The organism is Pseudomonas ovata (genome assembly GCF_003131185.1).
Lineage (GTDB): Bacteria > Pseudomonadota > Gammaproteobacteria > Pseudomonadales > Pseudomonadaceae > Aquipseudomonas > Aquipseudomonas ovata.
Genome location: NZ_QFFU01000012.1, coordinates 99,287 through 122,283, shown reverse-complemented (window position 1 = coordinate 122,283; position 22,997 = coordinate 99,287). Strand labels below are relative to the sequence as shown.

At 62.7% G+C, this 22,997-nt stretch carries 21 protein-coding genes; 11 read left to right on the top strand and 10 right to left on the bottom strand.

Translation table 11 applies throughout. The features are described 5' to 3' along the window. Positions 1-22 precede the first annotated feature (22 nt). Together DGA31_RS17285 and DGA31_RS17280 are read left to right on the top strand one after the other, a co-directional pair. Positions 23-574 carry a DNA-3-methyladenine glycosylase I gene (locus DGA31_RS17285; protein WP_109513375.1) on the top strand — a complete coding sequence of 184 codons (552 nt, stop codon included), beginning with the start codon at positions 23-25 and terminating at the stop codon, positions 572-574. 39 nt (positions 575-613) lie between these two features. Next, entirely contained in the window at positions 614-1,501 is an 888-nt protein-coding gene (locus DGA31_RS17280) for a lysophospholipid acyltransferase (RefSeq protein ID WP_056840982.1), read from the top strand. Between the two features lie 222 nt (positions 1,502-1,723). Here DGA31_RS17280 and trkA read toward each other — a convergent pair whose 3' ends face one another. The 4 genes from trkA to def all read right to left on the bottom strand — a co-directional run bounded on the left by trkA (position 1,724) and on the right by def (position 6,066). Continuing rightward, positions 1,724-3,097, bottom strand: coding sequence for a Trk system potassium transporter TrkA (gene trkA / locus DGA31_RS17275; RefSeq protein WP_056840983.1), 1,374 nt, complete (start codon positions 3,095-3,097; stop codon positions 1,724-1,726). 109 nt (positions 3,098-3,206) lie between these two features. Next, positions 3,207-4,556: a 16S rRNA (cytosine(967)-C(5))-methyltransferase RsmB gene (gene rsmB, locus DGA31_RS17270; protein WP_056840984.1), complete on the bottom strand. Its 1,350-nt coding sequence runs from the start codon at positions 4,554-4,556 to the stop codon at positions 3,207-3,209. Then, positions 4,553-5,497 (bottom strand): methionyl-tRNA formyltransferase, encoded by a 945-nt coding sequence (gene fmt / locus DGA31_RS17265; protein WP_109513374.1) that lies wholly within the window; start codon positions 5,495-5,497, stop codon positions 4,553-4,555. Before fmt ends, rsmB begins: the two co-directional genes overlap by 4 nt. A gap of 62 nt (positions 5,498-5,559) precedes the next feature. Then, a complete protein-coding gene (def, locus tag DGA31_RS17260) occupies positions 5,560-6,066 on the bottom strand; it encodes a peptide deformylase (RefSeq protein ID WP_056840986.1) in 507 nt (168 codons plus the stop codon). Positions 6,067-6,253: 187 nt separating this feature from the next. On the opposite strand from def, the gene DGA31_RS17255 reads away from it, so the two are divergent. The 3 genes from DGA31_RS17255 (at position 6,254) to tsaC (ending at position 9,128) form a co-directional block, all read left to right on the top strand. Further along, positions 6,254-7,279: a LysM peptidoglycan-binding domain-containing protein gene (locus DGA31_RS17255; RefSeq protein ID WP_109513373.1), complete on the top strand. Its 1,026-nt coding sequence runs from the start codon at positions 6,254-6,256 to the stop codon at positions 7,277-7,279. A 118-nt stretch (positions 7,280-7,397) separates the two neighbouring features. Beyond that, positions 7,398-8,516 carry a DNA-processing protein DprA gene (dprA, locus tag DGA31_RS17250; protein ID WP_109513372.1) on the top strand — a complete coding sequence of 373 codons (1,119 nt, stop codon included), beginning with the start codon at positions 7,398-7,400 and terminating at the stop codon, positions 8,514-8,516. Positions 8,517-8,570: 54 nt separating this feature from the next. Continuing rightward, positions 8,571-9,128 (top strand): L-threonylcarbamoyladenylate synthase type 1 TsaC, encoded by a 558-nt coding sequence (gene tsaC, locus DGA31_RS17245; RefSeq protein WP_056840989.1) that lies wholly within the window; start codon positions 8,571-8,573, stop codon positions 9,126-9,128. 281 nt (positions 9,129-9,409) lie between these two features. Here the strand turns inward: tsaC and DGA31_RS17240 are convergent, their stop codons facing one another. Then, positions 9,410-10,384 carry an NADPH:quinone reductase gene (locus DGA31_RS17240; protein ID WP_056840990.1) on the bottom strand — a complete coding sequence of 325 codons (975 nt, stop codon included), beginning with the start codon at positions 10,382-10,384 and terminating at the stop codon, positions 9,410-9,412. A gap of 299 nt (positions 10,385-10,683) precedes the next feature. On the opposite strand from DGA31_RS17240, the gene hemF reads away from it, so the two are divergent. Both hemF and aroE read left to right on the top strand, forming a co-directional pair. Beyond that, the gene (gene hemF, locus DGA31_RS17230) at positions 10,684-11,607 is read left to right on the top strand and encodes an oxygen-dependent coproporphyrinogen oxidase (protein WP_056840991.1); all 924 of its coding nucleotides are present in this window, start codon (positions 10,684-10,686) and stop codon (positions 11,605-11,607) included. 15 nt (positions 11,608-11,622) lie between these two features. Then, complete coding sequence (gene aroE, locus DGA31_RS17225) at positions 11,623-12,447, top strand: shikimate dehydrogenase (protein WP_109513371.1); 825 nt, start codon at positions 11,623-11,625, stop codon at positions 12,445-12,447. Between the two features lie 204 nt (positions 12,448-12,651). Here aroE and DGA31_RS17220 read toward each other — a convergent pair whose 3' ends face one another. The 3 genes from DGA31_RS17220 to betC all read right to left on the bottom strand — a co-directional run bounded on the left by DGA31_RS17220 (position 12,652) and on the right by betC (position 16,929). Beyond that, positions 12,652-14,238: a SulP family inorganic anion transporter gene (locus tag DGA31_RS17220; protein ID WP_109513370.1), complete on the bottom strand. Its 1,587-nt coding sequence runs from the start codon at positions 14,236-14,238 to the stop codon at positions 12,652-12,654. A 221-nt stretch (positions 14,239-14,459) separates the two neighbouring features. Continuing rightward, entirely contained in the window at positions 14,460-15,386 is a 927-nt protein-coding gene (gene choX, locus DGA31_RS17215) for a choline ABC transporter substrate-binding protein (RefSeq protein WP_056840994.1), read from the bottom strand. Positions 15,387-15,423: 37 nt separating this feature from the next. Beyond that, entirely contained in the window at positions 15,424-16,929 is a 1,506-nt protein-coding gene (gene betC, locus DGA31_RS17210) for a choline-sulfatase (RefSeq protein WP_109513369.1), read from the bottom strand. Positions 16,930-17,041: 112 nt separating this feature from the next. Between betC and DGA31_RS17205 the strand changes: the two genes are divergently transcribed. From DGA31_RS17205 to DGA31_RS17190, 4 genes are all read left to right on the top strand, one after another. Continuing rightward, the gene (locus tag DGA31_RS17205; RefSeq protein ID WP_109513368.1) at positions 17,042-17,992 is read left to right on the top strand and encodes a choline sulfate utilization transcriptional regulator; all 951 of its coding nucleotides are present in this window, start codon (positions 17,042-17,044) and stop codon (positions 17,990-17,992) included. A 48-nt stretch (positions 17,993-18,040) separates the two neighbouring features. After that, a complete protein-coding gene (locus DGA31_RS17200) occupies positions 18,041-18,376 on the top strand; it encodes a DOPA 4,5-dioxygenase family protein (RefSeq protein ID WP_109513367.1) in 336 nt (111 codons plus the stop codon). 90 nt (positions 18,377-18,466) lie between these two features. Next, positions 18,467-19,822, top strand: coding sequence for an SPFH domain-containing protein (locus DGA31_RS17195; RefSeq protein WP_082481774.1), 1,356 nt, complete (start codon positions 18,467-18,469; stop codon positions 19,820-19,822). 363 nt (positions 19,823-20,185) lie between these two features. Continuing rightward, complete coding sequence (locus DGA31_RS17190) at positions 20,186-20,866, top strand: hypothetical protein (RefSeq protein WP_109513366.1); 681 nt, start codon at positions 20,186-20,188, stop codon at positions 20,864-20,866. Between the two features lie 64 nt (positions 20,867-20,930). On the opposite strand, the gene DGA31_RS29650 is transcribed toward DGA31_RS17190, so the two are convergent. Together DGA31_RS29650 and tnpC are read right to left on the bottom strand one after the other, a co-directional pair. Beyond that, complete coding sequence (locus tag DGA31_RS29650; RefSeq protein WP_152035050.1) at positions 20,931-21,443, bottom strand: hypothetical protein; 513 nt, start codon at positions 21,441-21,443, stop codon at positions 20,931-20,933. A 32-nt stretch (positions 21,444-21,475) separates the two neighbouring features. Then, positions 21,476-22,987, bottom strand: coding sequence for an IS66 family transposase (gene tnpC, locus DGA31_RS17180; RefSeq protein WP_109513364.1), 1,512 nt, complete (start codon positions 22,985-22,987; stop codon positions 21,476-21,478). Between the last annotated feature and the right edge of the window lie 10 nt (positions 22,988-22,997).

The window sequence follows — 22,997 nt, the reverse complement described above, 5'->3', positions numbered from 1 at the left end:
CGCATCGACCCGTGGGAGGGCTATGACACGCTGCTTTTGGTGCAATGAAGATCCGCTGTACATCGCCTACCACGATCATGAGTGGGGCGTGCCGCTGCGCGATGCTCACCGGCTGTTCGAACTGCTGTTGCTCGAAGGGTTCCAGGCCGGGCTTTCCTGGATCACCATCCTCAAGCGCCGCGCCCGTTACCGCGAAGTGCTGTTCGGCTTCGACGCGCCACGGCTGGCGCAACTGACCGATGCCGAGATCGAGGCGCTGATGCAGGACGCCACGATCATCCGCAACCGCCTCAAGCTCAACGCCGTGCGCACCAACGCCCGTGCGTGGCTGGCGCTGCCGGACCCGGTCGGGCTGCTCTGGTCGTTCGTCGATGGCACACCGAAAATCAACCACTTCAAGGACCGCAGCGAAGTGCCGGCCATCACGCCTGAGGCCCAGGCCATGAGCAAGGCTTTGAAGAAAGCCGGCTTCACCTTTGTCGGCCCGACCATCTGCTACGCCTTCATGCAGGCCAGCGGCATGGTCATGGACCACACCATCGATTGTGATCGCTACCCGGTGCTCAGCCGCTGATTGGGTACAATGCCCGCCTTGAACATGAGGAACTGATTCGTGGAAAAATTCAAAGGCGCCTTGATGGTCGGGGCGTTGCGCCTGTTTGCCCTGCTGCCCTGGCGCGCCGTGCAGGCGGTGGGGTCGGCCATCGGCTGGCTGATGTGGAAGCTGCCCAATCGCTCGCGCGAGGTGGTGCGCATCAACCTGGCCAAGTGTTTCCCGGAGCTGAGCCCCGCCGAGCATGAAAAGCTGGTGGGCCGCAGCCTGATGGACATCGGCAAGACCCTGACCGAAAGCGCCTGCGCCTGGATCTGGCCGGCGCAGAAGTCCATCGACCTGGTGCGCGAGGTCGAAGGCCTGGACGTGCTCAAGGACGCGCTGGCCTCGGGCAAGGGCGTGGTCGGCATCACCAGCCACCTGGGCAACTGGGAAGTGCTCAACCACTTCTATTGCAGCCAGTGCAAACCGATCATTTTCTACCGTCCGCCCAAGCTCAAGGCGGTCGATGAGTTGCTGCGCAAACAGCGCGTGCAACTGGGCAACAAGGTGGCGGCTTCGACCAAGGAAGGCATCCTCAGCGTCATCAAGGAAGTGCGCCGTGGCGGCCAGGTGGGCATTCCTGCCGACCCGGAACCGGCCGAATCGGCCGGCATCTTCGTGCCCTTCTGCGCCACCATGGCCCTGACCAGTAAGTTCGTGCCCAACATGCTCGCCGGCGGCAAGGCAGTCGGCGTGTTCCTGCACGCCATGCGCCTGCCCGATGGCTCGGGCTACAAGGTGGTGCTAGAAGCGGCCCCGGAAGCGATGTACAGCACCGACACCGCGACCTCGGCCGCAGCCATGAGCCAGGTAGTAGAGAAATACGTACGCGCCTACCCCAGCCAGTACATGTGGAGCATGAAGCGCTTCAAGAAACGCCCCGCAGGCGAAGCGCGCTGGTACTGATGTCCATACAAACCCGGTAGGAGCGCGCTTGCCGGTATGCCGGACCACCGCGACCGAGTGCGTAGCGCTCGCAAAAATTGTGTAGACGCTGAAAATTTACGACTGTAAATCTGCGAAACGCTACAAATTTACGACTGTAAATCTGCGAAACGCTACAAATTTACGACTGCTACGCAGCCGGTCGCGGGCAAGCGCGCTCCTACACCAGGGCCCATGCAGGGCTCAGAAGAAGCTCAACCCCACCTGGAACAACCGCTCGGCATCGCGGATGTATTTCTTGTCGACCAGGAACATGATCACGTGGTCGCCCGATTCGATCATCGTGCTGTCATGGGCGATCAGCACTTCCTGGTCGCGGATGATCGCGCCGATGGTGGTGCCGCTGGGCAGGTTGATGTCCTTGAGCGGGCGGCCGATGACCTTGCTTGACTTGGCATCGCCATGCGCCACCAGTTCGATGGCCTCGGCCGCACCCCGGCGCAGCGAGTGCACGCTGACCACATCGCCCCGGCGCACGTGGGCCAGCAGGGTGCCGATGGTCGCCAGTTGCGGGCTGACCGCAATGTCGATTTCACCGCCCTGCACCAGGTCGACATAGGCCGGGTTGTTGATCAGGGTGATGACCTTGCGCGCGCCCATACGCTTGGCCAGCAGGGATGACATGATGTTGGCTTCGTCGTCGTTGGTCAGCGCCAGGAACAGGTCGGTGTCGCCGATGTTCTCTTCCATCAGCAGGTCACGGTCCGAAGAGCTGCCCTGCAGCACCACGGCGCTGTTGAGGTTCTCCGACAGGTAGCGACAGCGCGCCGGGTTCATCTCGATGATCTTGACCTGGTAGCGGCTTTCGATGGCCTCGGCCAGCCGCTCGCCGATATTGCCGCCCCCGGCGATGACGATGCGCTTGTAGTTTTCGTCCAGGCGGCGCATTTCGCCCATCACTGCGCGGATATGCGCCTTGGCGGCGATGAAGAATACTTCGTCGTCGGCCTCGATCACGGTATCGCCCTGCGGCAGGATTGGCCGGTCGCGGCGGAAGATGGCCGCCACCCGCGTGTCGACGTTGGGCATGTGCGCCTTGAGCTGGCGCAATTGCTGACCCACCAGCGGTCCGCCGTAGTAGGCCTTGATCGCCACCAGTTGCGCCTTGCCTTCGCCGAAGTCGATGACCTGCAAGGCGCCGGGGTATTCGATCAGGCGCTTGATGTAGTTGGTCACTACCTGTTCAGGGCTGATCAGCACATCCACCGGAATGGCGTCGTTGGCGAACAGCTCATCTCGGGTCAGGTAGGCCGCCTCGCGCACCCGGGCAATCTTGGTCGGGGTGTGGAACAGTGTGTAGGCGACCTGGCAGGCGATCATGTTGGCTTCGTCGCTGTTGGTCACCGCCACCAGCATGTCGGCATCGTCGGCGCCGGCCTGGCGCAGCACGGTCGGGAACGAGCCCTTGCCCTGCACAGTGCGGATGTCCAGGCGGTCGCCCAGGTCGCGCAGGCGGTCGCCATCGGTGTCGACCACGGTGATGTCGTTGGCTTCGCTGGCCAGGTGCTCGGCCAGCGTACCGCCGACCTGCCCTGCACCGAGGATGATGATTTTCAACCTTTCACTCCAGAGAAAATGCCTTGCCGCAGGATCGGTCGGGCGGTGATCCGCTTTGGCCGCGAAACAGACGGCACCGAGATGCTGTCCTTCGCGGCTGAAGCCGCTCCTACGACGATTGCGACGATTGCGACGATTGTAGCGATGCGGCGATCTTGATCAGTTTGGCGTAGTAGAAGCCATCGTGCCCGTCTTGCCGGGGCAATAGCTGACGCCCGTGTGGCTGCTTGAGGCCGGCAGCAGGCTGGCCTTGCTGGCCGGCGATGTCCAGCTCGCGGGCGCCCGGTGTGCGCGCCAGGAAGGCTTCGATCACCTCGGTGTTTTCGGTCGGCAGCGCCGAGCAGGTGGCGTACAGCAGGATGCCGCCTACTTCCAGGGTCGGCCACAGCGCATCAAGCAGTTCGCCCTGCAGGCTGGCCAGCGCAGGGATGTCGTCGGCCTGGCGGGTCAGCTTGATGTCCGGGTGGCGGCGGATCACGCCGGTGGCCGAGCACGGGGCGTCGAGCAGGATGCGCTGGAACGGCGTGCCGTCCCACCATTGCGCGGTGTCGCGGCCGTCGGCGGCGATCAGCTCGGCCGCCAGGCCCAGACGCTCGAGGTTCTCACGCACCCGTACCAGGCGCTTGGCTTCCAGGTCCACGGCCACCACGGCGCTCAGCGCCGGCTGGATTTCCAGGATGTGGCAGGTCTTGCCGCCCGGTGCGCAGCAGGCGTCCAGCACCCGTTGGCCTGGTGCCAGGTCCAGCAGCTCGGCGGCCAGTTGCGCGGCCTCGTCCTGCACGCTGACCCAGCCTTCGGCAAAGCCAGGCAGCTCGCGCACGTCCTGCGCCTCGGCCAGCACGATGCCGTCCTGGCTGAACGGACTGGCCGAGGCCTCGATGCCGGCGCCTTTGAGGTGCTCAAGGTACTGGTCGCGGGTCTGATGGCGGCGGTTGATGCGCAGGATCATCGGCGGATGGGCATTGTTGGCGGCGCAAATGGCCTCCCAATGCTCGGGCCAGGCGGCCTTGAGGGCCTTTTGCAGCCAGCGCGGGTGCGCGGTGCGCACGACAGGGTCATGCTCCAGCTCGGCCAGCAGGCCTTCGCTTTCGCGTTGGGCGCGGCGCAGCACAGCGTTGAGCAGGGCCTTGGCCCAGGGTTTTTTAAGCTTGTCGGCACAGCCCACGGTTTCACCGATGGCGGCATGCGCCGGCATGCGGCTGTAGAGCAACTGGTACAGGCCGACCAGCAACAGGGCTTCGACATCGGCATCGGCGGCCTTGAACGGCTTTTGCAGCAATCTGGCTGCCAGTGCCGACAGGCGTGGCTGCCAGCGTGCGGTGCCAAAGGCCAGGTCCTGGGTCAGGCCGCGATCGCGCGCCTCGACCTTATCCAGTTGCGCCGGCAGCGAGCTATTGAGCGACGCCTTGCCACTGAGTACGGCAGCCAGGGCGCGGGCTGCGGCCAGGCGCGGGTTCATTGGCCCAATACCGTGCCGCTGGCGAATTTCTCGCGGCGGCTGTTGAACAGGTCGGCAAAGCCCAGGGCCTTGCCGCCGGGCAGTTGCAGGCGGGTCAGGCGCAGGGCCTGTTCGCCGCAGGCGACCAGCAGGCCGTCCCTGCTGGCGTCCAGGATGGTGCCGGGGGCGCCCTGCCCGTCGGCCAGCGTGGCCGCCAGCACCTTGAGCGCTTCGCCATTGAGGGTGCTGTGGCAGACCGGCCACGGATTGAAGGCACGGATGAGTCGCTCAAGCTCGTCGGCCGGGCGGCTCCAGTCCAGGCGCGCCTCGTCCTTGTTGAGCTTGTGGGCGTAGGTGGCCAGGCTGTCGTCCTGGACTTCACCGACCAGCGTGCCGTCGGCCAGTCCGGCGATGGCTTGCAGCACGGCAGGCGGGCCCAGTTCGGCGAGCCGGTCGTGCAGCGTGCCGCCGGTGTCCTGGGCGCTGATCGGGGTGATGGCCTTGAGCAGCATGGGGCCGGTGTCGAGCCCGGCTTCCATGCGCATCACGGTCACGCCGCTCTCGGCATCGCCGGCCTGCACGGCGCGCTGGATCGGCGCCGCCCCGCGCCAGCGTGGCAGCAGCGAGGCATGGCTGTTGATGCAGCCCAGGCGCGGAATATCCAGCACCACCTGGGGCAGGATCAGGCCGTAGGCGACCACCACCATCAGGTCGGGCTTGAGCGCCGCCAGTTCGGCCTGGGCCTCGGCGTCACGCAGGGTCGGCGGCTGCAGCACCGGAATGTCGTGTTGCAGCGCCAGTTGCTTGACCGGGCTGGGCATCAGCTTCTGCCCGCGACCGGCCGGACGGTCGGGCTGGGTGTAGACCGCCACGAGGGTGTGCGGGCTGTCGAGCAGGGCTTTCAGGTGTTCGGCGGCAAATTCCGGAGTGCCGGCGAAAACGATGCGCAGTGGCTCAGTCATGAATGTCTCGTTCAGTAAAAAAGCAAAAGGCCCGTGACAGGCCTTTTGGGGGTGATCGCGGATCAGGCGTTCTGCCTGTGCAGTTTTTCCAGCTTTTTCTTGATCCGGTCACGCTTGAGGGTCGACAGGTAATCGACAAACAGCTTGCCGTTGAGGTGATCGCACTCATGCTGGATGCACACCGCCAGCAGGCCTTCGGCAACCATTTCATAGGGCTGGCCTTCGCGGTCCAGCGCCTTGATGCGCACCTGCAGCGGGCGGTCGACGTTCTCGTAGAAGCCGGGCACCGACAGGCAGCCTTCCTGGTACTGGCCCATGTCCTGGGTCAGGGTTTCAAGCTCGGGGTTGATCAGCACCAGCGGCTCGCTGCGGTCTTCGCTGAGGTCCATGACCACCACGCGCTTGTGCACATTGACCTGGGTCGCGGCCAGGCCGATGCCCGGCGCCTCGTACATGGTTTCAAACATGTCGTCGACCAGCTGACGAATGGCATCGTCCACGACCGTCACCGGCTTGGCGATGGTGCGCAGGCGCGCATCGGGAAATTCGAGAATGTTGAGAATAGCCATATACGTAAGTGCTGCACTGTTAGGGTAAAGTCAGGAACGGCTGCCGGTTTGCGCAAGGCAATGCCCGCAGCCCCTTGAATACCACGCTGTCGGACGATTCGTAACAACTGCGATCTGGCGCACTGCTGCGATTTTCAAGCCGTCTTCTATTGTTGACGCGATGCCACATGATAAAGGGATTCACCGCATGAGGAAAACACTACTCGCCCTGCTGCTGTTGACCGCCAGTGGTCTTGCGCAGGCGCAAGTGCAGCTCAGGGAAGGTCATCCGCAGCGTTACACCGTGGTTGCCGGCGACACGCTGTGGGATATTTCCGGCAAATTCCTGCGCGAGCCCTGGCGCTGGAAGGAACTCTGGCGCGCCAACCCGTCGATCCGGGACCCGGACCTGATCTACCCCGGCGATACCCTGTCGCTGACCTACATCAACGGCGAGCCGCATGTGCAGCTGACGCGTGGCGAGTCACGCGGCACTATCAAGCTGTCGCCGCGCATCCGCAGCACGCCGACGGTCGAGGCCATCCCGAGCATTCCGCTGGGTGCGATCAACGCCTTTCTGATCAGCAACCGCATCGTCGACAGTCCCGAGCAGTTCCAGCAGGCGCCGTACATCGTCGCCGGCAATGCCGAGCGGGTGCTCAGCGGCCAGGGTGACCGCCTGTATGCGCGTGGCGACCTGGATTCTGTGAATCGGGTGTATGGCATTTTCCGCCAGGGCAAGACCTACACCGACCCGGTCACCCGGGAAGTGCTGGGCATCAATGCCGACGATATCGGCAGCGGCGAGGTGGTCGCCACCGAAGGCGATGTCTCGACCCTGGTGCTGCAACGCACCACCCAGGAAGTGCGCCTGGGCGACCGCCTGTTTGCCAGCGAAGAGCGGCCGGTCAATTCGACCTTCATGCCGACGCCGCCGGTCTCGAACATCGACGGGCTGATCATCGACGTGCCGCGCGGAGTGACCCAGGTCGCCGAGTACGACGTGGTGACCCTGGATCGCGGCCGCCGCGATGGCCTCGAAGAAGGCAACGTACTGGCCATCTACAAGACCGGTGAGCAGGTGCGCGACCGTGTCACCGGTGAGCAGGTGAAGATTCCTGACGAGCGCGCAGGGCTGCTGATGGTGTTTCGCACCTATGACAAGCTCAGTTACGCCTTGGTCCTGCACGCCACCCGATCCTTGGCCATTATGGACAAGGTCCGCAATCCATAAACGGGCGTGCCGCTGAGCTGTTTCAGTGGCAAAACCCTCAGTTATCAAATTGTTGTCAACAGAGTTATCCACAGGTTTTGCCGTTGTCGGAAATGCATCACAGATCAGGGACGATCGTATGCCATTGTTTGAAAATACCCCCGTTGCGCCTGCCGAACTGGAAGCGCGGTTGCGTCTGCACCGCCTGCCCGAGATCGGTCCTGCGCGTTTTATCCGGCTCATCGAAGCCTTCGGTTCAGCCTCGGCAGCCTTCAGTGCGCCGGCCAGTGCCTGGCGTTCATTGCGTATTCCGGCAGCGGCCAGCGAGGCGCGGCGCAGCCCTGAAGTGCGCGACGGCGCCAGTGCCGCACTGGCCTGGCTAGAGCGTCCGGGCCAGCATTTGCTGATGTGGGACGACCCGGGCTACCCGGCACTGCTGGCCGAAATTGCCGATCCGCCGCCTTTGTTGTTCATCGCCGGCAACCCTCAATTACTCGACCGGCCACAGCTGGCGATGGTCGGTAGCCGGCGCGCGTCCAGACCGGCGCTGGACACCGCCTGCGCGTTTTCGCGCAGCCTGGCGGCCAGCGGACTGGTGATCACCAGTGGCCTGGCGCTGGGCATCGATGGCGCCGCGCACCAGGCTGCGCTGGACGTCGGCGGGGCCACGATCGGGGTGCTTGGCACAGGGCTGGAAAATATTTATCCACAGAAGCACTGCACGCTGGCTGCGCACATGCGCGAGCAGGGCAGCGCGGTGGTTTCCGAGTTTCCACTGGATGCCGGCCCGCAGGCCGCCAACTTCCCCCGGCGTAACCGGATCATCAGCGGCCTGTCACTGGCCGTGCTGGTGGTGGAGGCCAGCGTGCGTAGCGGCTCGCTGATCACCGCCCGGCTGGCAGCCGAACAGGGGCGCGAGGTGTACGCGATTCCAGGCTCCATCCACCATCCGGGGGCGCGCGGATGTCACCAGTTGATTCGCGATGGCGCCATTCTGGTCGAAAGTGTCCAGCACATTCTCGAAGGCCTGCGCCACTGGCAAGTGACCAGCCCCGGACACCCCGCGCCCGAGGCCGCCCTGCCCGCACCGGCTGACCATCCCTTGCTGGCGCTGCTGCACGCCGCCCCGCAGACCAGCGAAGCATTGGCCCGGAGCAGCGGCTGGCCATTGCCCCGTGTGCTGGGCGAACTGACCGAGCTGGAGCTGGATGGACGCATCAACTGTGAAGCCGGACGATGGTTCGCGTGCGTGCGCTGAGGTTAAACTGCCGCGCATGACTTATCTGGCACGATCTGCACTGGAGAAACGGCAATGATCAGCAGCTGGCGTGTGCAACAAGCCGCCCGGGAAATCCGGGCAGGTGCGGTGATTGCCTACCCGACCGAGGCGGTCTGGGGGCTGGGATGCGACCCCTGGGATGAGGAGGCGGTGTACCGGTTGTTATTGATCAAGTCGCGGCCGCTGGACAAGGGGCTGATCCTGATTGCCGACAACATTCGTCAGTTCGATTTTCTGTTCGAGGATTTCCCCGAGCTGTGGATCGACCGCATGGCCAGCACCTGGCCGGGACCCAATACCTGGCTGGTGCCGCACCAGAACCTGCTGCCCGAGTGGATCACCGGCCAGCACGAAACCGTCGCCCTGCGCGTGACCGATCACCCGGTGGTACGCGAACTGTGCGCCCTCACCGGCCCTCTGGTGTCCACCTCGGCCAACCCGACCGGCCGCCCCGCGGCTCGCTCGCGGCTGCGGGTCGAGCAGTATTTCCGTGGCCAGGTCGACCTGGTGCTCGGCGGCAGCCTGGGCGGTCGTCGCAACCCGAGCGTGATCCGCGATATCGCTACCGGCCAGGTCGTGCGCGCCGGCTAGGCGCGTCATACCCTGGATATGAGCTCGGTACACCACTTGTAGGAGCGCGCTCTGCCCGCGACCGGCTGCGTTAGCAGTCGTAAAATTTCAGCGTTTCGCAGATTTTGCGGCTAACAATCATAAATTTGCAGCGTTTCCGAGATTTCTGCGAGCGCTCCGCACTCGGTCGCGGGCAAGCGCGCTCCTACCTGAGCCGGTGTTTGCGGCACGACAGCGCGCCGCCTTGGCGCGCCGCCTTGGCCCTGTGTCAGTGATACAGGGCGTGCTCCCACAGCGAAAGGCTACGGGATCAGGATCGCGGAACCGGTGGTCCTGCGCTCGGCCAGGTCGATCTGGGCCTGGGCGGCGTCCTGCAGGGGGTACTGCTGGATGTCGTTGACCTTGATCTTGCCGCTGATGAGCATGTCGAACAGCTCGTCGGCCATCGCCTGCAGGTTTTGCGGGTTATTGGCATAGCTGCCCAGGGTCGGGCGTGTCACATACAGCGAACCCTTCTGCGCCAGCAGCCCCAGGTGCACGCCGGTGACCGCGCCGGAGGCATTGCCAAAGCTGACCATCAGCCCGCGAGGTGCCACGCAGTCCAGCGAGGCCAGCCAGGTGTTCTTGCCGACGCCGTCATAGACCACCGCGCACTTCTTGCCGTCGGTCAGTTCCAGCACCCGCTTGGCCACGTCTTCATGGCTGTAGTCGATGGTCTCCCAGGCACCCAGTGCCCTGGCATGGGCGGCTTTTTCCGGCGAACTGACCGTGCCGATCAGGCGCGCCCCCAGGGCCTTGGCCCACTGGCAGGCAATCGAGCCCACGCCCCCGGCAGCGGCATGGAACAGGAAGATTTCGTTGGGCTTGATGGCATAGGTCTGGCGCAGCAGATACTGCACGGTCAGGCCCTTGAGCATCACCGCAGCGGCCTGCTCGAAGCTGATCGCGTCGGGCAGCTTGACCAGGTGCGCTTCGGGCAGCACGTGATAATTGCTGTAGGCGCCCAGGGGGCCGGTGCCATAGGCCACGCGGTCGCCGACCTGGAAGCGCGTCACGTCGCTGCCGACCGCCTCGACCACGCCGGCACCTTCGTTGCCCATGCCGCTGGGCAATGGCGAGGGGTACAGGCCGCTGCGGTAATAGGTGTCGATGAAGTTCAGGCCAATGGCCCGGTTGTGCACGCGCACTTCCTGCGGGCCGGGTTCGGCAGGTTGGTAATCGAGGTATTCAAGGACCTCAGGGCCGCCCGTGGTGCTGAACTGGATACGCTTAGCCATTGTTCTCTCCATGATAAGTGCGACACACAATAGGGTGCCTTTAAAAACGTAGGCGAGGCAGTCAGCGCAAGGCAAAAACAGGTGAGAAAGCGAAGTTTACAGTTGTAAATGAGCATTTCGAGCCTGTTTTTAACGCAGCGATGACAACGCAGGTAGTTTTTAGAGATGCCCAATAGCCCTATCGGACCTGTTCACAGGATGCCCGTCAACTGCGAAGGCGCCTGTCGCGATGGTATGCTACGCGGCACTTTGCCTGTGGCCCCGTATTGTCGGGCTTCAGGGCCGTTTCGAGGATTTTCATGAACAGCCATACCGAAGCCGTCAAAGCCTACCTGCTCGACCTTCAGGACCGCATCTGCGCCGCGCTGGAACACGAAGATGGCGGTGCCCGCTTCGTCGAGGACGCCTGGACCCGCCCTGCCGGTGGCGGTGGCCGCACGCGGGTGGTCGAGAACGGCAAGGTGATCGAAAAAGGCGGGGTCAACTTTTCCCATGTGTTCGGCACCAGCCTGCCGCCGTCGGCCAGTGCGCACCGGCCAGAGCTGGCCGGTCGCGGTTTCGAGGCGCTGGGCGTGTCGCTGGTGATTCACCCGCACAACCCGTATGTGCCGACCTCGCACGCCAACGTGCGCTTCTTCATTGCCGAAAAAGAAGGCGAAGAACCGGTCTGGTGGTTCGGGGGCGGCTTCGACCTGACGCCTTTCTATGGCGTCGAGGAAGACTGCATTCACTGGCATCAGGTGGCCGAACGCGCCTGCGCGCCCTTTGGCGCCGAGGTGTACCCGCGCTACAAGGCCTGGTGCGACACGTATTTCCACATCAAGCACCGCAACGAGCCGCGTGGCATCGGTGGCCTGTTTTTCGATGACCTGAACCAGTGGGACTTCGACACCAGCTTTGCTTTCATGCGCGCCATCGGCGACGCCTTCCTGGAGGCCTACCTGCCCATCGTGCGTCGCCGCAAGGCGGCTGCCTACAGCGTGCAACAGCGCGAATTCCAGGAGTTTCGCCGCGGGCGCTACGTCGAGTTCAACCTGGTCTACGACCGCGGCACGCTGTTTGGCCTGCAGTCGGGCGGGCGCACCGAGTCGATCCTCATGTCGCTACCCCCGCAAGTGCGCTGGGGCTATGACTGGAAAGCCGTGCCAGGCAGTGAAGAGGCGCGCCTGACCGAATACTTCTTGCAGGACCGCGACTGGCTGGGCCTCGCGGTCCATCCGTGATCAACAGGAACCTGTATGGACGCTTACGTTGTCTTCGGTAACCCCATCGGCCACAGCAAGTCGCCGTTGATTCATCGCCTGTTCGCCGAGCAGACCGGCCAACACCTGGACTACCGCACCGCACTGGCGCCGCTGGACGACTTCCCGGCTTTTGCCCGGGCCTTTTTCCGGGCAGGACGCGGCGCCAATGTCACCGTGCCGTTCAAGGAGCAGGCCTTCGCCCTGGCCGACAGCCTGACCGAGCGCGCCCGCCGCGCCGGTGCGGTCAACACCCTGGCCCGGCGCGACGACGGCACCCTGCTGGGCGACAACACCGACGGTGCCGGCCTGGTACGCGACCTGACGGTCAATTGCGGCCTTGAGTTGCGCGGCAAGCGCATCCTGTTGCTGGGCGCCGGCGGCGCGGTGCGCGGGGTGCTCGAACCCTTGCTGGCCGAGCAGCCCGAAGTGGTGGTGATCGCCAACCGCACGGTGGCAAAGGCCGAGCAGTTGGTGCATGAGTTCGCCGACCTGGGCCCGGTGTCGGCCAGTGGCTTCGACTGGCTCGAAGAGGCGGTGGACGTGATCATCAACGCCACCTCGGCCAGCCTGTCCGGCGAGCTGCCACCGATTGCGCCGAGCCTGATCGCCAGGGATCACACCTTCTGCTACGACATGATGTACGCCAAGGCGCCCACTGCGTTCTGCCACTGGGCCGGCGAGCACGGCGCCGTGCGCGCGGTGGACGGCCTGGGCATGCTCGTCGAGCAGGCCGCCGAAGCCTTCCTGCTGTGGCGCGGCGTCCGCCCCGACTCCGCCCCGGTACTGGCCGAGATGCGCCGACAGCTGGCGATGTCCTAGGCACCTCATCTGTGGGAGTCAACACAAAATAAACTACTGATTTTACTGGATATTAAATTCACCGCCTGTAGGAGCGCGCTCTGCCCGCGACCGAGTGCGTAGCGCTCGCAAAAATCTCGAAAACGCCACGAATTTACGACTGTAAATCTGCGAAACGCTGCAATTTTACGACTGCTACGCAGCCGGTCGCGGGCAAGCGCGCTCCTACAAGCCGGCGCCTACTGCACTTTCGAAGCGGATCGGGCAGCGCTCGGGCCCTTCGAGCTTGTGCAGTTCTTCGATCACATGGGGCCTGGCATGGCGCAGGGTCAGGCTGCGGCCTTGCTGGCCCAGCCGGCGGGCTTCCTGATGCAGCATCTCGACCCCTGAGTAGTCGATGAAGTTGATGTGTTGCGCCTCGATCACCACGTGCAGGCCTTCGCTGCGTTGCAGCCGGGTCTGCAAGTAGTGGCTGGCACCAAAGAAGATCGAGCCGCCCACCCGCAGGATTTCCTCGTCGCCTTCGCGCCATTGCTGTACGCGCGGCTGCGAGGTGCGCTTCAGATAAAAGAACAGCGACGCCAGCACACCGGCATAGATCGCCGCCTGCAACTCCAGCACCAGGGTGGCGGCGCAGGTCAGCAGCATGACGAAGAACTCGGCGCGGCTGACCCGGAACAGCGCCGCAATGCCTCGGCGGTCGATGAGCCCCCAGCAGATCAGCAAAATCGACGCAGCCATGGCCGGGATCGGAATGTGCGCGATCAGCGAGGCCCCGGCCACGGCGAACAGCGCCACCCACAGCGCCGAGAACACCCCGGCCAGTGGCGAGCGGGCGCCCGCCTCGAAGCTCAGGGCGGCACGGGTGAAGGAGCCGGCCGACAAGTAGCCGGAAAACAAGGCTCCGGCCATGTTCGACAGACCCTGGGCGCGCACTTCCTGGTTGGCGTTGAGCATCTGCTGCGAGCGGGTCGCCAGCGAGCGGGCAATCGACAGGCTGTTGACCAGCCCGAGCATGCCCACGGCCACGGCGGTGGGCAGCAGGCGAATGATCAGCTCGGCGTCCAGCGGCACCGGGCTGAACGGCGGCAGGTGACCGGCAAAGGCCTTGACCTGTTGCACATGGCCGAACATCGCAGGCCACAGCCAGACCAGCAGGCTGCTGGCCAGCAAGGTGATCATCAGGGTCGGCCACCTGGGCACCAGTGCCTTGAGCGCGATGCCCAGGCCCAGGGTCAGCAGGCCCAGGGTCAGGGATGCGGTATCGATCTGGTGACGGTGCTGGATCAGGGCGGTCAGGCTGTCCAGGGCGGTGCTTTGACTGGGCAGTTCCAGGCCCATCAGATTGGGCAATTGCCCCAGGGCGATGACCACGGCGGCACCCAGGGTGAAACCGATCACCACCGAATGCGAGACGAAGTTGACCAGCGCGCCGAAGCGCATCAGGCCGAGCAATAACTGGAAGGCGCCGGCAATGAAGGTCAGCAGCAGGATAAGGGTGATGTAGTCTTGGCTGGCCGGCACCGCCAGCGGGCTGACGCTGGCGTACAGCACCACGGAAATCGCCGCCGTCGGCCCACAGATCAGGTGCCAGGACGACCCCCACAGGCAGGCGATCAGCACCGGCACGATGGCCGCGTACAACCCGTATTCCGGTGGCAGGCCGGCGATCAGGGCATAGGCGATCGACTGCGGCAGTGCCAGGATCGCCCCGCTCAGCCCCACCAGCGCATCACGGCCGACGCTCTGGCGGGTCTGCTGGGGCAACCAGGCCAGGAAAGGAAAAAGTTTATGGCGCTTGAGCCGGGCCATGAGCCTCTCGTTGTCAATGAATGAGCAAGGTCAGCGTACAACACCCGGCCTGCTGCCCCTACCGGTCGATCAAGAACAACACGGCCCATGTGGGAGGCAGCAACTGCTGGCGATTGCGATTCAGGATGCCGTGCAAATGCGCCGGTATCACTGGCCCGTTCGCGAGCAGAGCTCCCTCCCACAACAATCGGACCCACGTTTGACAGGGCCCGCATCAGCCGTTACAGACTGGCCTTCACCGCCGCCAGCCCGTCCTTGTCGTCGATGGTCTTCACGCCGTCCAGCCATTGCTCCAGCACCGCCGGGTTGGCCTTGATCCAGGCCTTGGCCGCTTGCGGGTTGCTGGTCTTGTTATTGGCCACCTCGGCCATGATGCTGTTTTCCATGTCCAGGGTAAATGTCAGGTTGGTCAGCAGCCTGGCCGCGTTCGGGCAGGCGTCGGCGTAGCCTTTGCGGGTCACGGTGTACACCGAGCCGGTGTCGCCGAAGTACTTCTCGCCGCCCTTGAGGTAGCGCATGCCCTTGACCTGCACGTTCATCGGGTGCGGCGTCCAGCCCAGGAACACCACGAACGCCTTGCGCTTCACGTTGCGGTTGACCTCGGCCAGCATCGCCTGTTCGCTGGACTCGACCAGCTTCCATTGTCCGAGGTTGAATTCGTTGGCCTTGATGATCTCCTGCAACGACAGGTTGGCCGGCGCGCCGGCGCCGATGCCGTAGATCTTGTTATTGAACTTGTCGGCAAATTTCTGCAGGTCGGCAAAATCATGCACGCCGGCCTCCCAGACATAATCAGGCACGGCCAGGGTGAATTCGGTGCCTTGCAGGTTCTTGCTCAGTCGGGTGACGTCGCCGGTGGCGATGAACTTGTCATGAAAGCCCTGCTGGGCCGGCATCCAGTTGCCCAGGAACACGTCAAGCTGCCCGTCCTTGAGCCCGCCATAGGTGATCGGCACCGCCAGCGTATCGACCTTGGCGGTATAGCCCAGGCCCTCCAGCAGCAATCCGGCGATGGCGTTGGTGGCGCCGATGTCGCTCCAGCCGGGGTCGGCCATCTTCACGGTCTTGCAACTCTGCTCGGCGGCCTGCACGGTCAGGCCTGTGAGGGTCATGACACTGGCCACCAGCACTGCGGATAACGTCTTCATCGAGATGCCCTTTGTTGGTTTTCTGGGTTGGCAGGGTTCAAGGCTGTGGAAAGCGTGCGCGGCGCTCCAGGTCGTCCAGGTCAATGTGGTTGCGCATGTACTGCTGGCTGGCGTCGACCAGCGGCTGGTGATCCCAGCTCTTGAGTTTTCCGGTGGCCAGCGCCCGGGCCACCAGGCGGCGACGGCGCTGGCTGGCGAGCACTTGCTGATGAATGGCCGGGATGTCCCATTTGGCCCGGGCCTCGCCCAGCATCTGTTCGAACAGCGCCTGATGCGCCGGCGACTGGCTCAGCTCTTCGCGTTCCTGCGGGTCGTTGTGCACATCGAACAACAGGCAGGGGTCCGACTCGGAGTAGATGAATTTATAAGCACCGCGACGAATCATCATCAGCGGGCTGGTGGTGCCTTCGGCCATGTATTCACCGAACACTTCGTCATGCCCGCCCTCGCCGTTCAGGTGCGGCACCAGCGAGCGCCCGTCCAGCGCCAGGCCACTGTCGGTGTGGCCACCGGCCAGCTCGACCAGGGTCGGCAGCAGGTCGGCGGTGGACACCGCGGCGCTGACCCGCCTGGCTGCGAACTGCCCCGGCGCATGGATCACCAGCGGCACCCGTGCGGCCATTTCGAACCAGTGCATTTTGTACCAGAGGCCGCGCTCGCCGAGCATGTCACCGTGGTCGCCGGAGAAGACAATGATCGTGTCGTCGGCCAGGCCGGTTTCTTCCAGGGTCTGCAGCAGCCTGCCGATGTTGTGATCAATGTAGCTGCAGGCGCCGAAGTACGCGCGCCGCGCATCGCGAATCTTGTCGACGGGCAATGGCTTGTCCCACAGGTCGTAGACCTTGAGCAGGCGCTGCGAATGCGGGTCCAGCGCGTCCTGGTCGGCGTGGGCCACCGGCATCGGGATCTCGTCGTCGCGGTACAGGTCCCAGAACGGCTTGGGAATGGTGTACGGGTCGTGCGGGTGGGTCATCGACACGGTCAGGCAGAACGGCGCATTGCCGTCCTGGCGCACATGGTCGTACAGGTACTGCTGGGCCTTGAACACCACCTCTTCATCGAAATCGAGCTGGTTGGTGCGCACGCAGGGGCCGGCCTGCAGCACCGACGACATGTTGTGGTACCAGCTGGGGCGTACGTCCGGCGCGTCCCAGTTCACCGCCCAGCCGTAGTCGGCCGGATAAATGTCGCTGGTCAGGCGTTCTTCATAGCCGTGCAACTGGTCCGGGCCGCAAAAGTGCATCTTGCCGGCCAGGGCCGTGTGGTAGCCCAGGCTGCGCAGGTAGTGGGCGTAGGTCGGGATGTCGGCGGGAAAGTCCGCCGCGTTGTCATAGGCGCCGATCCGGCTCGGTAACTGGCCGCTGACCAGGGTAAAGCGCGACGGCGCACACAGCGGGCTGTTGCAGTAGGCGGCGTCGAACACCACCCCGCTGGCGGCCAGGCGGCTGAGGTTGGGCAGCTTGATCGGCGACTCGGCATAGATTGGCAGGATCGGCGCGGCCATCTGGTCGGCCATGATGAACAAAATGTTTTTACGCTTCATTGATCCTGCATCCCATTGCCAGGGTTTATGCGAAAGTGCTGCATTCGAGGATGAAGCCCACGCTTTTTCCGGTAAAGCCCATGCACTGCAATGACTAGGATAAGCACAGCTTATGTTTGAATGCCTTGGCACCCTGTCGCTGGATTTGCTGCGTGCCTTCGAGGCGGCCGCCCGCACGCGCAGCTTCACCGCCGCCGCCATTGAGCTGGGCACCACCCAGCCTGCCGTCAGCCAGCAGATCAAGCGCCTGGAAGAGCAACTGGCCACGCGCCTGTTCGACCGCATCTACCGCGGCATTGCCCTGACCGAAGCCGGCGAGGTGCTGTTTGAATATGTGCAGGCGGGTCTGCAGTCGCTTGACCTGGGCCTGGAAACCATCACCGGCCAGCACCAGCATGAGGTCTTGCAGGTCGCCACTGATTTTGCCTTTGCCGCCTACTGGCTGATGCCGCGTCTGCATCGCTTCCATGCCAGCCACCCGCACATCGATGTCAGCCTGGTGACCAGCGAGCGCAGCCACAGCATGCTGCGCAGCGATGTCGACGTGGCGGTCCTGTTCGGTGACGGACGTTTTCGCCAGGGTGAAAGCCGCTGGCTGTTCAGCGAAGAAGTATTCCCGGTGTGCAGCCCGCAACTGCTGGCGGGTCGCGAGCGGCCCTTGCCGCTGGAGGCGCTGAACGAACTGCCGTTGCTGCACCTGCGTGGCGAGGGCAGCCACCAGTGGTTCGACTGGGCCGGGGTGTTCCGCGCACTGGGCATCCAGCAGGCGCCGGTGCCGGGGCAACTGCGCTTTGACAACTACACCTTGCTGATCCAGGCCGCCATCGGTGGCCAGGGCGTGGCCATCGGCTGGCGGCACCTGGTCGACGATCTGCTGGCGCAAGGCTTGCTCTGCCGGCCCATCGAAGCCTGCGCGGTGTCGACTTCGGGATACTACGTGGTGTTGCCGCAGCGCAAGCGCCGGCTGCAACTGATTGAGCAGTTTGTCGACTGGCTGGCCAGTGAGCAGGCGCAAAGCGATCAGCCGTCGTCGTGCGCGACCTTGCCGTCGATTGCGGTGTAAAGCACTGGCATGGCATAACAGGCGCCTGTTCAGGTAGGGAGTACCGCAATGCCGACCATCCAGGGCTATCACGCCCACGTTTACTTCAACGAGCACACCCTCGAGCAGGGCCGCGCCTTGTGCGAGGCGGCCACCGCCGAGTTCGGCATCACGATGGGCCGTGTGCATGAGGGCCTGGTCGGCCCGCACCCGGACTGGAGCTGTCAGCTGTCGTTCGGGCATGAGCTGCTGGCCGACGTGGTGCTGTGGCTGGCGTTCAATCGCAAGGAGCTGGTGGTGTTCCTGCACCCACTGACCGGCGACGACCTGGTCGACCATACCGCCCACGCGATCTGGATGGGTGCGGTACGGCCATTGAATCTTGAGGTGTTCAGGCAGCCTTGACCGCCTTTCCTACAGGGTATTCAGCCCGTCCTGACAGAAGCGTTTCAGCATTGCGGTGAAACTGGATCCTTATTGAATAAGGACATTGCCATGCTGATACCAAAGACACCCGATTGGGCCCCGAGCAAGAAACGACTGGCCACCCTGGCGTTGCCCGTGGCCTTTCTGGTCGCCTCGCCCCTGCTGTTCAACAGCATGTTTTTCTACAACGAAGCCGGCTACATGACCCATGTGCGCACGATCTTCGGCGACGAGAAGATCGTCGATGATGTCGGCTACGCCACCAAGTGGTTCGGTCGCGCAACGGCGTGGAAAAAAGCCATCAGCGTGCAGTCCGTGCTGGTGCTCGACAAGAAGGACGACAACCCCGAGAACGACGCGCTGGGGGCGACCATCGAGACCTTTCCCATTGTCTTTCTGGGCAATGTCGACGCCAAGGTCGAGTCGTCCGCACGGTTTCGCCTGCCCGGTGGCGAAGCCTTCCTGACCATCGCGCAGGAATACCGCAACCCCGACAACTTCATCCGCAGCGCCCTGCTGCCGGCCATCAAGGAAACCCTGCAGGCCACCGCTTCGCTGATGACCGCCGATGATTACTACGCCGGGGCGCGCAGCGAGTTTGCCGCCGAGTTCGAGAACCAGCTCAACGACGGCCTGTACCTGATCAAGCGCCGGGAAATCCGCACCACCCAGGGCACGGTGCCGCGCCAGACCGCCATTCTCCAGGCCGGCACCGAACAGGGCAGTTTTGGTCATAACACCGGCAGCCAGTACGTGACCGAGAAGGTCACCGACGACAAGAACGTTCCTATCCGCAAGCAGCAACAGTTCCGCCGCTTCGGCGTCGAGGTGGTCGAGGCGCGCATTACCCATATCGACCCCAACCCGCAATACCGCGAGCGCATGGTCAAGGTCCAGCAGGCGCTGGCCGAATTGGCGGTGGCCCGGCAGAACCGCTTGAAGGAAGAGGAAGAAAAGCGCTTGGTGACCGCGCGCGGCGAAAAGGAGGTCGAGGCCAAGCGCCAGGAAACCCTGCGCGATCAGATCGAGCGCACCACCCAGGCCGAGACCGAGAAGCAACTGGCGGTGATCAACGCCGAGCGCGAGCGCAGCCGCGCCGAAATCGAGAAGCAGACCGCCGAACTGCTGCGCGACAAGGCCACCACCACAGCGCAAGCCACCCGCATCACCGCCGACGCCGAAGCCCACGCCCGCGAGGCGTCGATCAAGGCCGATGGCGCGCTGCAATCGAAGCTCGATGCGCTGATCGCGATCAACAAGGCCTGGGCCCAGGCAGCCGCCCAGGCCCCGGTGCCCGGCGTGATGATGGGCAGCGCCGGCTCATCCGCCACCGTAGGACGTCAGGATGAACTCAGCCAGTTCATGGGCATCCTGGCCACCAAGGCCGCCCGCGACCTGGCGCTGGACATGAAAATGAATCAATAACAGTTCACCTACCTGCCGTGCATGAAAACCACTGCGCAGAAGCGCCCAACGATCGCGAAGGCTGTCTCGTCTGGCAAGGATGGTATCCGGTTGTACGGCCTATGCCTTTCAAGAGCGGTCAATCGCTGATTGACCGTTTGCGGAACGGCGATTGCTTTTACAAAGGCACGCCGCTTTATAGCCATGGCGAAGATCAACCGTTTATGAATATAAGTGAACACTGCTTTATTAACCATGTGTATAGAGTTTGAGACACCGCTCACAACACGCTTACCTTCGGAATTATCCTACATCCTCATCAGGAAAAGTTTTCTGTCCTCGGGTCGTTAAAGCTAAAGAATTCATACGTCAGAGAACGTCGCCATGAACATCATCGGCATTGCACCTGCCCTCACGTCCATTCAAATGCTGTCCAAGCCCGTCGTGGCGGGCACTGATCAGGATTTACCCGGCACCCAGAAAGCCGAAGATCCCGGGCAGGCTCGGGCAAAAGCGTTTTACAGCCGTGAAGAGGAACCCTGGAAAGGGAAAATCTATTTTTATTCTGAGTTCGGAGGGCCCAAAGAAGAACGTCCACTGACCAAAGAAATGTACCTCGACGACCTTAAATCCTTTTCAAATCTGGAACTCAGGATCCAGCAATCCATCTACGCACGAATAGTGAATGAGTTGGGCGTCTTTAGGCCTGATCTGGCCAGTAAAAACTTCAGCTATACGTTGGGCGATAATGCCGAGATAAAGATTCTGAACCCTGACCGCTCGTTGAGTGAAGGCGATCTGCACGACCTGGAGAAAATATTTAACAGTCATAGAAAATTCAAAGGCAGTGTGAGTGCATACGCCAAGATGGCAATGACCTTGGTTGACCACGATGACAAGGCATTCGGCGGTAAGTATAAACTGGACCTTTCAAATATCCAGAACATCCTTGATTTCGGAAAGCTCATTATGGAAAAGCCGCAAGGTATGGGCGAAGCACTGGTGCGTCAGGTTCTTGAAAAGGGCGAAAAGCGTGATCAGGCGTTGGTTGATGTCATTGTGTGATTGTGAATGGAACGCTCTGCTGACACGCCACCAGCAGAGCGTTGTTAACCAGTCAGTTTCTTGACTAGTTGACCAACCATCGCTTGCAAACATGCCCAAAATCATAGCGATGAGGTTTATCAGCGAGGGCACCGGGCAATACATTAAGTGCTTGATAGGCACCCACCTTGTATCGAGTGGCCCACGTATTTCTGCCATTATTGATATGGACGAACGGTTCAGCGTATTCACCGCCTTCGCAGCGATTGAACTTTATAAGCGCTGCAATCTTTCCGTGACGGTCAGAACTGTACAGCGTTGTATCCGTGTTAACCTCGGCATTGGGACGAAAGGAAAAGGCGACTACCCCACCCTCAAGAGGATGCCCTTTACTGTCGGTAAAACTGACTTCCAGTAGCGCTTCGGTCAATGCCTGAGTGGCTAAAAAAGCCGGTGCGGTCAACCCATGAGGAATAGGCATGAATCCTTTTTCATGATGAAAGTCATAATACATGTGCGGGTAAGAACCGAACGCCAACGTGTAGCCCGCTTTGTCAAACTGGACGCCCCCGACAGCCATCACTCGTAAGCGCTCCATAAACCCCACCAGCTTCACGATGGGCGATGCGCTCAGCTAGGCGAGATGGGTGAGCAGTTCCAAGGCAGCAGCGCTTCGTAATCTTCAACCGATGTCGCCGTTGGCAGGCGTTCCAGTGCGTGGCGCAGCCACGCATAGGGCTCCTGGCCGTTGGCTTTGGCAGTCTCGACCAGGCTGTAAAGTTGAGCACTGGCCGTGGCACCCTTGGGCGTGTCGCTAAACAGCCAGTTCTTTCTTCCGATCACGAAGGGGCGGATCGCGCGTTCAGCGGCGTTGTTGTCGAGCGGTAAGTAGCCTTCCTCGACGTATCGCTCCAGCTTGCTCCAGTTACTTGTGAGGTAACTGATGGCTTTGCCCAAGGCGTTCTGCGCGGTGACCTGTGGCTGCGTCTTTTCGATCCAGCTTTTCAACTGAGCCAATATTGGCAGGCTATGTTCGTGACGGCCGATCTTGCGTTCAGCGTCGCCGCAAGCCTTTAGGTCGTGTTCGATGCCGTACAGCTTGTTGATCAGGTTCAGCGCGATATCGGCACGCCCCGTTTTACCTTTGGGCTGCACTTTCTGTGCTTCAACAAACTTGCGTCGAGCATGCGCCCAGCAACCTAAACGCTCGACTCCAGTTTGGGCGCCCAGCGCGTTGTAACCGGCGTAATCATCGGTCATCAGGTAGCCGCGATAACCTTCGAGCAGGCGCGACGGAACTTCCTGCGCCCGGCTAGTCGAGTAGTCAAAAAGGATCACCGGCTGATTCGGCGGCCCGCCGGTTTGCACCCACATCCAGGATTGGCTGCTCGGTTCTCGATCTGGTTCTTTCAGCACTTGCACGCGCGTTTCGTCGCAGTGGATGACGCGGCTTTCCAGTAGCCGGTCGCGCATCAAATTCAGCAAAGGTTGCAGATGTTCGCCGCACTGGATAACCCAGCGCGCCAAGGTCTGGCGTGGGATATCGATGCCGTGGCGACCCAGCACTTTTTCGAAGCGATGCAGTGGCAGGCCATCGACGTATTTGGTCGTCAGCAACATCGCCAAAACGCTGGGGCTGGCCATGCTTTTTTCAATCAGTTGAGCAGGCTTGTCCGCGGTGACTGGTGCGGTTTCGCACTCGCGGCAACCATAGACTTTGCGGACGTGTTTGATGACACGGATCTGCATCGGGACGATTTCAAGCTGCTCGCTGATCTCCTCGCCGATGGCGTGCTTGCGGCAGCCGCAGGTGCAAGTCAGCTCATGTTCGGGCAGTTCGTGGATGACCTCGACGCGCGGAAGGTCAGCAGGCAGCGGCTTGCGCTTGCCACGGCGCTTGGCGGGTGGGACAACCTCTTCTTCAGCAGTCTCGCACGCCAACTCGACCTCGTGCTCCGCTTCATTGAACAACGCCATTTGAGGCGTTGCCGGATCGATGGCCTGCTCTGATTTTCGGCCAAACAGGCGCTGCCTTAGCAGTGCGACTTGTTCTTCGAGCACGCCCATCCTGGACTGCATCTTCGCAAGCATCTGCTTGAGCAATTCAGGATCATCAGGAAGGTTGTCGGGCACGAAATTCATGCCCTGGATT

What these genes read in the sequence shown, in the direction of transcription:
- DGA31_RS17285 (WP_109513375.1), top strand. Translation starts at nt 23, where the DNA reads ATGACACGCTGCTTTTGGTGCAATGAAGATCCGCTGTACATCGCCTAC.
- rsmB (WP_056840984.1), bottom strand. Translation starts at nt 4,556, where the DNA reads ATGAACCCGCGCCTGGCCGCAGCCCGCGCCCTGGCTGCCGTACTCAGT.
- fmt (WP_109513374.1), bottom strand. Translation starts at nt 5,497, where the DNA reads ATGACTGAGCCACTGCGCATCGTTTTCGCCGGCACTCCGGAATTTGCC.
- def (WP_056840986.1), bottom strand. Translation starts at nt 6,066, where the DNA reads ATGGCTATTCTCAACATTCTCGAATTTCCCGATGCGCGCCTGCGCACC.
- DGA31_RS17255 (WP_109513373.1), top strand. Translation starts at nt 6,254, where the DNA reads ATGAGGAAAACACTACTCGCCCTGCTGCTGTTGACCGCCAGTGGTCTT.
- dprA (WP_109513372.1), top strand. Translation starts at nt 7,398, where the DNA reads ATGCCATTGTTTGAAAATACCCCCGTTGCGCCTGCCGAACTGGAAGCG.
- tsaC (WP_056840989.1), top strand. Translation starts at nt 8,571, where the DNA reads ATGATCAGCAGCTGGCGTGTGCAACAAGCCGCCCGGGAAATCCGGGCA.
- DGA31_RS17240 (WP_056840990.1), bottom strand. Translation starts at nt 10,384, where the DNA reads ATGGCTAAGCGTATCCAGTTCAGCACCACGGGCGGCCCTGAGGTCCTT.
- hemF (WP_056840991.1), top strand. Translation starts at nt 10,684, where the DNA reads ATGAACAGCCATACCGAAGCCGTCAAAGCCTACCTGCTCGACCTTCAG.
- aroE (WP_109513371.1), top strand. Translation starts at nt 11,623, where the DNA reads ATGGACGCTTACGTTGTCTTCGGTAACCCCATCGGCCACAGCAAGTCG.
- DGA31_RS17220 (WP_109513370.1), bottom strand. Translation starts at nt 14,238, where the DNA reads ATGGCCCGGCTCAAGCGCCATAAACTTTTTCCTTTCCTGGCCTGGTTG.
- choX (WP_056840994.1), bottom strand. Translation starts at nt 15,386, where the DNA reads ATGAAGACGTTATCCGCAGTGCTGGTGGCCAGTGTCATGACCCTCACA.
- betC (WP_109513369.1), bottom strand. Translation starts at nt 16,929, where the DNA reads ATGAAGCGTAAAAACATTTTGTTCATCATGGCCGACCAGATGGCCGCG.
- DGA31_RS17205 (WP_109513368.1), top strand. Translation starts at nt 17,042, where the DNA reads ATGTTTGAATGCCTTGGCACCCTGTCGCTGGATTTGCTGCGTGCCTTC.
- DGA31_RS17200 (WP_109513367.1), top strand. Translation starts at nt 18,041, where the DNA reads ATGCCGACCATCCAGGGCTATCACGCCCACGTTTACTTCAACGAGCAC.
- DGA31_RS17195 (WP_082481774.1), top strand. Translation starts at nt 18,467, where the DNA reads ATGCTGATACCAAAGACACCCGATTGGGCCCCGAGCAAGAAACGACTG.
- DGA31_RS17190 (WP_109513366.1), top strand. Translation starts at nt 20,186, where the DNA reads ATGAACATCATCGGCATTGCACCTGCCCTCACGTCCATTCAAATGCTG.
- DGA31_RS29650 (WP_152035050.1), bottom strand. Translation starts at nt 21,443, where the DNA reads ATGGAGCGCTTACGAGTGATGGCTGTCGGGGGCGTCCAGTTTGACAAA.
- tnpC (WP_109513364.1), bottom strand. Translation starts at nt 22,987, where the DNA reads ATGAATTTCGTGCCCGACAACCTTCCTGATGATCCTGAATTGCTCAAG.